The sequence below is a fragment of the Stenotrophomonas sp. 116085_Sma genome (assembly GCF_056479585.1).
In genome coordinates this window covers 1064082-1076172 of sequence record NZ_CM151057.1, presented here as the reverse complement: position 1 = coordinate 1076172, position 12091 = coordinate 1064082, and the positions used below count along the sequence as shown (strand labels likewise).

General features: G+C 66.9%; 2 protein-coding genes and 1 other RNA gene. 1 reads left to right on the top strand and 2 read right to left on the bottom strand.

The window, feature by feature from the left end; all coding sequences use genetic code 11:
* Nucleotides 1-43 precede the first annotated feature (43 nt).
* On the bottom strand, nucleotides 44-10948 hold the full coding sequence (locus ACZK0Z_RS04885) for an autotransporter-associated beta strand repeat-containing protein (protein ID WP_197633212.1): 10905 nt from the start codon (nucleotides 10946-10948) through the stop codon (nucleotides 44-46).
* A 359-nt stretch (nucleotides 10949-11307) separates the two neighbouring features.
* Nucleotides 11308-11625 (bottom strand): DMT family transporter, encoded by a 318-nt coding sequence (locus tag ACZK0Z_RS04880; protein WP_005408286.1) that lies wholly within the window; start codon nucleotides 11623-11625, stop codon nucleotides 11308-11310.
* Between the two features lie 300 nt (nucleotides 11626-11925).
* On the opposite strand from ACZK0Z_RS04880, the gene ffs reads away from it, so the two are divergent.
* An RNA gene (gene ffs, locus ACZK0Z_RS04875) (signal recognition particle sRNA small type) lies at nucleotides 11926-12022 on the top strand.
* Nucleotides 12023-12091: the final 69 nt, after the last annotated feature.

The window sequence follows — 12091 nt, the reverse complement described above, 5'->3', positions numbered from 1 at the left end:
CCGGATCCACGCCGCGCGTGGATCCGGTGCTGCCCTGCTCCCCTCAGAAGCCCACGCGCAGGTTGATCTGCCCGCCAACATCGCGGCGGCCATCGCCGTGCTGGCCCTGCATGAACATCGAAAGCTGGCTGTTGCGGCCCAGCCCAACCGCCACGCCCACCTGGCTGACCAGGGCATTGCGTGCCATCACCGCGCTGTAGACATCGAACGCGTTGCCACCGACGGCGAAGCGGTTGCGGCTGGCCACATCGGTATCACCCGATGCGTGCTGCCAACCCAGGCCCACCGTCAGCTGCGCCGGGAAACGCTCGCCGCTGCCCACGTCCCAACGGCCGCGCACGCCCACGGTGCTGACATTGAGCGTGTCCTTGCCGCCTTCCAGTACCAGCGCGGCAGTACCGCCCTGCTCCACCGCACGATCGCTGTCGACCCAGTGCTTGGTGAACTGCACATACGGCTGCAGTTGGGTCTTGCCATGGGTCCAGGTCCAGCTGCCCTCCACCTGCGCGATGGTCACATCCGAATCCTGGCGGCTGTACAGGGTCTGCCCCAACAGCGGCACCTCGCGCGTGGTGCGCGTGCGGTAATCACCGCGCGACACGCTGCCACCGACCGCAAAGCCGTTGTTCCACTGGCCCTGTGCGTACAGGCCGAACGTGTTGCCGCGCAGGCGGGCCCGCGAGCTGCGATCGTACAGGCGCGTATCCAGCCGCTCGTTGCCCGCGGCCGCACCCAGCACCACATGTTCGCCCAGCTGCCAGTCCACACCCGCCATCAGTGCATTGCGGTTGGAGCGGATGTCGCCGCCGTTGCCATCGCCATCCTGCTTGAACACCTTGCCGCTGCCGGCCAGCCAGGCCGAGGCACGCTCGCCACGCACGGTCGGCAGTTCGCTGCCGAGACGCTGGCGGATGCCCTCTTCCAGATAGTTGTCGTACAGCAACACCGCACGGCTGGCCGCATGCACCTCACCGGACAGCTGGTCGAACGCCGCGCGTGCGGTGCCCGCGTCGTACGTCAGCACCGTGTTGTACAGGCCCAGTGCTGCGCCACTCTGCGGCAGGCTGTCCAGCGCTGCAGCGGTGTTGTACTGGTTGCGCGTCTTCGCCGCCGTGGTGAATGCCGCGGTCTGCGCCACATCAATCTGCAGATTGGCCGTGTTCGCGGTATAGACCGGGGTGATGGTCAGGAAGGCCGACGGCGAGGTCGCCGAAGCGAACTGCCCGCTGACGCCACCACCCGCGTTGATCACGGTGTACTGCTGGCCCTGCTGGTAGCTGGTGTTCGGCGAGATGGTATTCACCTTTACGATGCTGCCACCCACGTTGGCGCTGCCGCCCACCTGTACCGTATCGCTGCCGGTGGCACCGAGATCGATGCCCAGCGTGCTGCCCGGCGACAGGGTCAGGTTGCCGCCCACCGTGATCGTGCCGGTGCCATTGCCCGCGCCGCTGCCGTTGCCCGGGCCGTTGCCCGGCGACAGCACGCCGCCGCTGGACACCGTTACGCCGCCACCGGTACCACCGATGGTGCCAGTGCCGGACAGCGTGGTACCGCTGCCGATGGTCCACTGGCCACCGATGTTGCCGGTGACATTCAGGCCACCGCCGGTGACCTGGCCGGTGCCGCTGAAGCCGCCGCTGTTGCCGCCCAGGTTCAGGCCGCCCGGGCCTGCCTGCACAATGCTGCCACCACCGCTGATGGTGCCGCCCAGCGTGGTGGTGCCGCCGGTGTTGATGACCAGGCCACCGTTGTTGGTGATGTTGCCGGTGATCGAGCCGCTGGCGCCGCCATTGCCGACCTGCACGGTACCGCCGGCATTGATGGTGGTGCCGCCGGTGTAGGTGTTGTTGCCGGTCAGGGTGACGGTGCCGGTGCCGGCCTGGGTCAGGCCACCACTGCCACTGATGGTGCCGCCCACCGTGGTATTGCCACCGACGTTGAACACCAGGCTGCCGTTGTTGCTGACGTTGCCGGCGATCGCACCGCTGGCGCCGCCAGTGCCAAGCTGCAACGTGCCGCCGGTGTTGATGGTGGTACCCCCGGTATAGGTGTTGTTGCCGCCCAGGATCAACGTGCCGCTGCCGGCCTGGGTCAGGCCACCGCTGCCGCTGATGGCGCCGCCGACGGTGGTGTTGCCGGCCACGTTGAACTCCAGGCTGCCGTTGTTGGTGACGTTGCCACCGATCGCGCCGGTCGCACCGCCGTTGCCGACCTGCAGCGTGCCGCCTGCGTTGATCGTGGTCGGCCCGGTGTAGGTGTTGTTGCCGGTCACGGTGAGCGTGCCGCTGCCAGCCTGGGTCAGGCCGCCGCTGCCGCTGATGGTTCCCCCCAGCGTGGTGTTGCCGGCCACGTTGGAGACCAGCGTGCCGTTGTTGGTGATGTCGCCGACGATCGAACCGGTCGCGCCACCGTTGCCCAGCTGCAGCGTACCGCCGGTGTTGATGGTGGTGCCGCCGCTGTAGGTGTTGGTGCCGGTCAGCACCAGCGTACCGCTGCCAGCCTGGGTCAGGCCACCGCTGCCGCTGATGGTGCCGCCCAGCAGAGTATTGCCCGCAACGTTGGAGATCAGCGCGCCATTGTTGATGATGTCGCCGGCGAGGGAGCCGGTCGCGCCGCCATTGCCGATCTGCAGTGTGCCGCCGGCGTTGATGGTCGTGCCACCGGTGTAGGTGTTGTTGCCGACCAGGGTCAGCACGCCAGCGCCGGCCTGGGTCAGCGCGCCCGTGCCACTGATCGCACCGCCGACCGTGGTATTGCCGGACACATCGAACACCAGGCTGCCGTTGTTGGCGACATTGCCGGTGATCGCACCGGTCGCACCGCCATTGCCCACCTGCAGCGTGCCACCGCTGTTGATGGTGGTGCCGCCGGTATAGGTGTTGTTGCCGGTCAGGGTCAGCGTACCGGCGCCGGCCTGGGTCAGGCCACCGCTGCCGCTGATGGTGCCGCCCAGCGTGGTGTTGCCGGCCACGTTGGAGACCAGCGCACCATTGTTGGTGATGTCACCGACGATCGCACCAGTCGCGCCACCGTTGCCGACCTGCAGCGTGCCGCCAGCGTTGATGGTGGTACCGCCGGTGTAGGTGTTGTTGCCGGTCAGCACCAGCGTGCCGCTGCCGGCCTGGGTCAGGCCACCGCTGCCGCTGATCACGGCGCCCACGGTTGCCGTGGTGCCGAGGTTGTAGACCAGGCTGCCGTTGTTGGTGATGTCGCCCAGCACCGAACCGGTGCTGCCGCCGCTGCCGATCTGCAGCGTGCTGCCGCCGTTGATGGTGGTGCCACCGGTATAGGTGTTGTCGCCGCTCAGGGTCAGCGTACCGGTACCGCTCTGCACCAGGCCGCCGGTACCACCGAGGACGCCGGCGAAGGTGGTGCTGGCGTTGTTGCCGCCGGTGGTCAGCGTTGCACCGCCCAGCGCCACCGTGCTGCCGGCGACACCGGCCAGGCCGCCGATGCTCTGGTTGCCACCGGCACTGATGTCCAGCGTGCTGGTGCCGGCCAGGTTCACCGTGCTGGCGCCAGACAGGCTGCCGCCCGCGCCCACCGCCAGCGTGCCGCTGTTGATGGTGGTGGTGCCGGTGTAGCTGCTGGCGCCGCCGAGGGTAACCGTCGCCGCGCCATCCTTCAGCAGGCCGCCGGCACCGCTGATCGGGCCATTCAAGGTCAACGCGTTGCTGCCGGCCAGGGTCAGCGTACCGCCGGCCAGCTGCACGCTGTTGGCCAAGGTCAGCGCGCTGGTGCCGTCCAGGCTGGCATTGCCGCCCACGGTCAGCGCGCCGGTTCCCAGTGCATTGTTGTTGCCCAGGGCGAGGCCGCCGGCGTTGAGTGCCACGCCGCCGCTGAAGGTATTGTTGCCGCTCAGGGTCTGTATGCCTGCGCCGTTCTTCACCAGGCCACCGGTGCCGGTGATGTCACCGGCGAACGTGCTGTTACCCACGCCATTGAGCGTCAGCGTGCTGCCGCCCAGCGCCACTGCCGAACCCGCCACGCCGGCCAGCGAGCCGATGGCCTGCGCGCCGCCCGCACTGATGTCGAAGGCGGTACCGGCGTTGGCCAGGTTCACCGCACCGGTCGCAGCCAGGCTGCCACCGGCGCCGATCGCCAGCGTGCCGGCGTTGATGGTGGTACCACCGGTGAAGGTGTTGGTGCCGGTCAAGGTCTGGGTACCCGATCCTTCCTTGATCAGGCCACCGGAGCCCGCCACCGAACCACTGAACGTGCCATTGGTGGCGTCTCCGATCGTCAGCGTGTTGGCACCCAGGTTCACCGTACCGTTGCCGATCAGGGTGCCGAACTGCTGCGTGCCGCTACCCGCCGACAGATCGAAGGTCGCCCCCGAGGCCAGGTTGACGATGCCGCTGGCGTGCAGGCTCGCGCCCGCGCCCAGTGCCAACGTACCGGCGTTGATGTTGGTGCCGCCGGTGTAGGTGTTGGTGCCGTTCAAGGTCAGCGTGGCTGCCCCCTCCTTGGTCAGACTGCCGGTGCCGCTCAGGCTGCCATTAAGGGTGAGGTTGTTGCTGCCCAGCACGGTCAACGCGTTGTTGAGGACGAAGGTGTTGGCAAGGATGGCCGCAGTATTCGAATCGAGCGTAGCAGCGCCTCCGACCGTCACCGTACCGGTGCCCAGCGCAGCATCGTTGCCGACCACCAGGCCACCGGCGTTGAGCGCCACGCCGCCGCTGAAGGTGTTGACGCCATTGAGCGTCTGCACGCCCGCGCCGTTCTTGACCAGGCCACCACTGCCGCCGATCACACCGTTGAAGGTGCTGTCCACCGTGCCGCCCAGGGTCAGCGTGCTGCCGCCCAGCGCCACCGTGCTGCCGGCCACGCCGGCCAGCGAACCGATGGCCTGGTTGCCCGCGGAGATGTCGAGCGTACCGGTACCGGCCAGGTTCACCGCGCCGGTTGCGGCGAGGCTGCCACCGGCACCGATCGCCAGCGTGCCGCTGTTGATGGTGGTACCACCGGTGTAGGTGTTGGCACCGCTCAGGGTTACCGTGGCCGCACCGTCCTTGATCAACCCACCTGTACCCGAGATCACACCGCCCAGTGCCAGCGACTGGCTGCCGAGCAGATCAAGATTGGCACCCGCTGCCAGGCTGATGTTGTTGGCCAGGCTGGCACCGGTCGATGCGTCCAGCGTTGCGTTGCTTCCGACCGTCAACGCACCGCTGCCGAGCGCAGCGTTGTTGCCAACCACCAGGCCACCGCCGTTGAGTGCAACGCCACCGCTGAAGAGATTGGCGCCGCCCAGCGTGAGAATCCCGGCGCCATTCTTGACCAGGCCACCGGTGCCGGAAATCGCGCCATCGAAGAGGCTGTTGCCAACGCCACCGAGTGTCAGCGTCTGTGCCCCCAGGCTCACCGTCGAGCCCGCCACGCCATTCAACGCCCCGATGGTCTGGCTGGCCCCTGCGGTGGAGATATCAAAGCCGGTGCCTGCGGCGCTCAGCGTGACCGCACCGGTGGCGGCCAGGCTGCCGCCCGGACCAATCGCCAGCGTGCCGGCATTGATGAAGGTCCCGCCGGTGTAGGTATTGGCACCGGTCAGCGTCTCGATGCCCGCACCGACCTTGGTCAGGCCCCCAGTGCCTGCGATCGAGCCACTGAAGGTGCCATTGGTGGCGCCGCCGACCTCGATCGAGTTGGCACCGAGGTTCACCGTACCGTTGCCGACCAGCGTGCCGAACTGCTGCGTGCCACTGCCGGCAGACAGATCCAGCGTGGCGCCGGTGGCGAGGTTCACGGTACCGCTCGCCGCCAGGCTGGCACCGGCCCCCAGCGCCAGCGTGCCGGCGTTGATGTTGGTGCCACCGGTGTAGGTGTTGATGCCATTCAAGGTCAGCGTCGCGCTGCCATTCTTGGTGAGGCTGCCGGCCCCGGATAGGACGCCGTTGAGCGTCAGTGCATTGGTCCCGAGCACGGTCAGCCCGGCGTTGAGCGCGATGTTGTTGGTCAGCGCTGCCAGGCCGGTGGTATCCAGCGTGGCGGCACCACCAACGGTCAGTACGCCGCTGCCCAGCGCCGCGTCATTGCCAAGCACCAGTCCGCCCGCGTTGAGCGTCACGCCGCCGCCAAAGGTGTTGGCCGCGGACAGCGTCTGTACGCCCGTGCCTACCTTGATCAGCCCGCCGCTGCCACTGATCACGCCGTCGAACGCGGCGTTGCCGGCCGTACCGAAGGTCAACGAATTGCCGCCCAGCGCCAGCGTGCTTCCGCCAGCACCGTTGAGCGCGCCGATGGTCTGGCTGCTGCCGGCACCGGAGATATCGAAGCCAGCGCCTGCTCCCAACGTGACATCGCCCGCTGCGGCAAGGCTGCCGCCCGTGCCCAGCGCCAGCGTGCCGGCGTTGATGGTGGTACCACCGCTGTAGGTGCTGGCCCCTGCCAGCGTCAGCGTGGCGGTGCCGTTCTTGATCAGGCTGCCATTGCCGGCCACGATGCCGCCCAGGGTCAGCGCGTTGCTTCCCGGCAGGGTCAGTGCCACGCCCGATCCCAGGTTCACGGCGTTGCCCAGCGTCACCGCAGCGCCGGCATCCAGCGTGGTGCTGCCGGACACATTCAACGCACCGGTGCCCAGCGCGCCGCTGGCGCCGACCACCAGGCCGCCACCATTCAAGGTCAGGCCGCCGCCAAAGGTGTTGCTGTTGTTGAGCGTCAGCAGGCCAGCACCGTTCTTGACCAGGCTGCCGTTGCCGCTCAGCACGCCGCCCAGGGTGAGGTCACTGCCGCCGCCTAGAGTCAGCTGCGTGCCGGCGCCGAAGTTCACCGCGTTGGCAAGGTTCAGTGCCACCGTGTTGTCGAGGCTGACGGTGCCACCCACACCGAGCGCGCCGGTCCCCAGCGCACCGGCGTTGCCCAGCACCAGCCCACCGCCATTGAGCGCCAGGCCACCGCTGAAGGTGTTGGCACCGGACAGCGTCTGGATGCCAGTACCGGTTTTGACCAGGCCGCCAGTGCCGCTGATCACGCCATCAAAGCTGGCGTTGGCATTGCTGCCGAAGGTCAGCGAATTGCCGCCCAGCGTCAGCGCGGTTCCGGCCACGCCGTTCAACGCAGCGATGGTCTGGTTGCCGCCGGCCGCGGAAATGTCGAAGCCCGCGCCGGCATTGCCGAGCGTCACATCGCCGCCCGCCGCCAGGCTGCCACCGGCCCCCAGCGCCAGCGTGCCGTTGTTGATGGTGGTGCCGCCGGCATAGAGGTTGGCACCGCTCAGGGTCAACCGTGCCGCACCGTCCTTGATCAATCCACCGGCGCCGAACACCGGCCCACCCAGCGTCAGGTCGTTGCTGCCCAGCACGGTCAGATTGGCACCTGCGGCCAGGCCGATGCTGTTGCCCAGGTTCAGTGCGGCGCTGGCATCCAGCGACGCGTTGCCACCCACATCCAGTGCGCCGGTGCCCAGTGCGCCGGCATTGCCCAGCCGCAGCACACCGGCATTGAGGCCGACACCACCGGAGAAGGTGTTGGAGCCATTCAAGGTCAGCGTCGAAGCGCCGTTCTTGACCAGTTCGCCGGTTCCGGCGATGACACCGCCCAGCGTTACATTCTCCGTGCCAAGCAGGTTCAGTACCGTGCCTCCGCCCAGATTCACCGCATTGCCCAGGCTGAGCGCGACACTGCTGTCCAGCGTCGCGCTTGCGCCGACATTCAGTGCGCCCGTGCCGAGTGCACCGGCATTGCCCAGCAGCAGGCCACCACCGTTGAGCGTCAGCCCACCATTGAAGGTATTTGCGCCGTTGAGGGTCAACAAGCTGGCACCGTTCTTCACCAGGCCACCTGCGCCGGAAACCGCGCCGCCCAGGGTGATGGCCTGTGTGCCCGGCAGCGTCAGCAGCGCACCACCACCGAGCGCGACATCATTGGCCAGGCTCAGGGGGGCACTGCCGTCCAGCGAAACACTCCCGCCGACGCTGAGCGCTCCGGTACCCAGCGCACCGTTGTTGCCCAGCAGCAGACTTCCGGCGTTTGCGCTCAGTCCACCACTGAAGGTGTTGGTGCCGTTCAAGGTCAACGTCGACGCACCGTTCTTGACCAGGCTGCCGGTGCCGGTGATGTTGCCGGCCAGGGTCAGGTTCTGGCTGCCCGGCAGGGTCAATGCCGCGCCAAGGTTGATCGCATTGCCCAGGTTCAGCGCAGCAGTGGCGTCCAGCGAACCGTTGCCACTTACGGTCAGCGCACCGCTTCCCAGCGCACCGGCGTTGCCCAGCACCAGGCCACCGGCGGCAAGATTTACCCCACCGCTGAAGGTGTTGGCGCTGGTCAGCGTCTGCACGCCGGTGCCCTGCTTGATCAGGCCACCGGTGCCGCCGATCACGCCGGCGAAGGTCTGGTTGGTGGCATCACCGAAGGTGAGCGTGCTGCTGCCCAACGTCACCGTGCTGCCGGCGATGCCGGACAGTGCACCGATGGTCTGGTTGCCCCCCAGCGAGATGTCCAGGTCAGCGCCCACGCCGGCCAGGCTGACCGCACCGCCGGCAGCCAGGCTGCCGCCGCTGCCCACCGCGACCTTGCCGGCATTGATGGCCAGGCCGCCGGTGAAGGTGTTCGCACCACCCAGCGTCAGCGTGGCAGCGCCGTTCTTGACCAGGCTGCCGGTCCCGCCAATGACACCCCCCAGCGTCAGCGCGTTCGAGCCCAGCACATTGAGCGAACCGCCGGCGCCCAGTGTGATGCCATTGCCCACGGTGAGCCCGGTGCTGGCGTCGAGCGATACCGCGCCGCCGACGTTCAGTGCGCCGGCTCCCAGTGCACCGCCATTGCCCAGCACCAGACTGCCGGCGTTGAGCGCCAGACCGCCGCCGAACGTATTGGCGCCGTTGAGCGTCAGGGTTGCCGCGCCATTCTTGATCAGGCCGCCAGCGCCACCGATCACGCCGTTGAAGGTGAGCGCCTGGTTGCCCAGCAGATTCAGGCTGGCGCCGGCACCGAGGTTGACGGCATTGGTCAACGCCAACCCGGTCGTGCCATCCAGCGTGGCATCGCCGCCGACGGACAGCGTGCCGCTGCCCAACGCTGCCACGTTGCCCAGCAACAAGCCGCCGGCGTTGAGCGCAACACCGCCGCTGAGGTTGTTTACGCCGGACAGGGTCTGCACACCGATGCCCTGCTTGATCAGGCCACCCGTGCCGGCGCCGAACGTGCCGCTGTAACTGGTGTCGCCCAGCCCGCCCAAGGTCAGAGTGTGGCTGCCCAGATTGACCGTGCCGCCGAGGCCGGCCAACGAGCCGATGGTCTGGTTGGCCGCTGCCGTCAGGTCCAGCGTGGTGCCAACGCCCAGCGTCATCGCACCCGTGGGCGACAGGCTGCCGCCCGCGCCGAGCGCGAGCGAGCCCCCGGCAAGGCTGAAGTTACCGGTCAGCAAGTTGGCACCATTCAAGGTCAACGTGCCCGCGCCGTTCTTGGTCACGTTGCCGGCACCGGAGATCGAACCGTTCAATGACAGCGCATTGCTGCCCAGCAGGTTCAGCGAGCCCCCGCCATTGATCACCAGATTGTTGCCCAGGGTGAAGCCCGCCGTCGTATCCAACGAAGCGCTGCCACCCACGGTCAGGTTGCCGCTGCCCAGTGCACCGGCATTCCCCAGTACCAGGCCGCCGGCATTGAGGTTGACGCCGCCGGAGAACAGGTTTGCGCCGCCGAGAGTAACGATGCCGGTGTTGTTGACCGTCAGCCCGCCAGTACCGGACAGCACGCCACCCAGGCTGAACGCATTGGTCCCCGCGAGTGACAGATTGCCACCAAGGCTGAAAGCGTTGGCCAGATTCAGACCGGCCGTGGAGGAGGCGATGGCACCCCCGTTGGCGGTGAACAGCCCTGTGCCGAAGGAACCGGCATTATTGAAATTGACCAGACCATCATTGAGCGTGGTCGTGCCTGCACCAGCCCACGCACCCTGCAGGTTCCAGGTACCGCTGTTGACGGTGAGCCTCTGGAAGTTGATGTACTGGTTCCAGCCCAGCGTGGTCACCACCCCACCGGTACCGCTGCCCGGGCCGGTGGCGCTGTTCTGCAGCACCAGGCTGTTGTTGGACGCCGAACCACCGTCGACGATGCCGGCCGCGGCCAGATTCACCGCAAGCGCGCCGACCTGCCCGGCCACGCCGATACCGGCGGTATTGACGCTGGAACCAGACACGGCGGTGAAGGTGTTGCCGGTGACCGAACTGCCCAGGTTCACACTGCCGTTGATGGTTCCTGCGTTGAGGAAGGTATTGCCGGCCCCCGCCGTGGCCGAACCCTGGAACCCTATGCGGCCGGTAATGGTGCCGGTGTTGTCGAGAGTGGTCTGCGCACCACCGTAGCTGACGATCGATGCCGCATCGGCCGTGGTCAACAGGCCTGCACCAAAGATCGACATGTCCACATTACCGGCGTTGACGATGTTGCTGACACCGCCGGAAGCATTCTGCACCACCAGCGCCTGTCCGCCGAAACCGAAGATGGAGCCGATGTTGACCAGGCCTTTGATCGCCCCGCCTGCCTGATTGTTGACGCTGATGGTGTTTCCACCGACGGTGTTGTTGCCCAGCACCATGCCCGACGCCGCCAGGCTCAGGCCACCGTTGATCGTGGGATCGACCGTGCCCTGGTTGTTCACGGTGATGCCATTACCACTCAAATTCACTGCACTTCCGCCAACGACCGGCAGCACGCTGAGCGCGGCGCCGGTCTGGATATCCAGCGTCACGCCATTGATGCTGTTGGCCAGAGAATTGGTATTGGAGCCGGTGGCGCAGGTCACCGTCGTACCTGCGGTAGTGCAGGCCGCGAATGCCGATCCACTGGCCAGCGTGGCTGCCAGTGCTACCGCCAGCTGGTGCGTCCGCAATCGCGGTGGCCGTGCCGAGCGTACCGCACTTCCGCCGGGATTCTGGGCGACCTCCGAAGCAACCTGCATTACGCCGAGGGCGCGATTGAAAACCAGACGGTAAATGCGGTTCATCGGTAAATCTCCATGAAAAGACCGGATGGCACAGCTGGCAGGTTTTTTGGAGACAATGCGGCCCACCTCGGCTCCCGATACGGAAACAAGGCTTGAAGGCATTAACTCCTGAAAATCTTCACATCTTCACGCGATCACACCCGGTGACAGGTACGAAAGCATGTCCATCAAGGCGAAAACTCCCCGGTTTCGCCCGACGAATGGCGGCACTGTGCGACCGTCGGTGCCAGCGGCATGTGAATCACGCCCTCCATTTTCATGACGTACGTCAAATAAAACGGGCGGACAAAATGGTTTTGCCGAAAATGCATATATCTACTGGAAGCGGAGATTCCTTTCCCCGCCATAAGTAAATACATTCAGCTGCTCGAGAGTTTCATCAGCACCAGGCCGGAAACGATCAGTACCGCCGCACCGATCCGCATCGGGCTGACCTGCTCGCCCAGGAACACGATGCCGACCACGAATGCGCCGACCGCGCCGATGCCGGTCCAGATCGTGTAGGCGGTGCCCAGCGGCAGGCTGCGCATGGCCACGGCCAGCAGCCAGAAGCTGGCGATCATGCCAACGATCGTGACCACGGTGGGGGTGAGCTTGGTGAAGCCTTCGGACTGCTTCATGGACACGGCCCAGACGATTTCCAGCAGGCCGGCGAACAACAGATAGATCCAGGCCATGACGGCCCTCCTCTTGGTAGGGCCAGGCCGTCCTGGTCATTGATTCCCGATGTGGGGGAGGTCGTTCCTCCAGGCCGGCATTCTAGCAACGGGGGCTGGCCCGGGGCGCCGTGGGCGGGAACGGGTTACAGCAGATTCAGCGCGTGAAGCTGGCGTCGATGCACCTGCCTGCGCTAGACTACGCGCCTGCCATCGGCCAGCCGATGCGCAGTCCGGCTGTGGTCTCTGGCGCATCGCGCGCTGCTTCCCCTGATCCGTGAACTGGCCGCCCACCGGGCGGCCAACGTCTCTATGGTGGCCCCGTCGGCCCCTCGCGACGCTAGGTCGAAAACCCCGCCAGGGCCGGAAGGCAGCAACGGTATCGATCGACGCGGGCGCCGAGGTCAGCCGGCGGGGCCACCGCCTTTTCTGCACTGGGGTCAGATCCCTTTGCACGGCAAAGGGATCTGACCCCGGCTTCACATGC

What these genes read in the sequence shown, in the direction of transcription:
- ACZK0Z_RS04885 (WP_197633212.1), bottom strand. Translation starts at nt 10,948, where the DNA reads ATGAACCGCATTTACCGTCTGGTTTTCAATCGCGCCCTCGGCGTAATG.
- ACZK0Z_RS04880 (WP_005408286.1), bottom strand. Translation starts at nt 11,625, where the DNA reads ATGGCCTGGATCTATCTGTTGTTCGCCGGCCTGCTGGAAATCGTCTGG.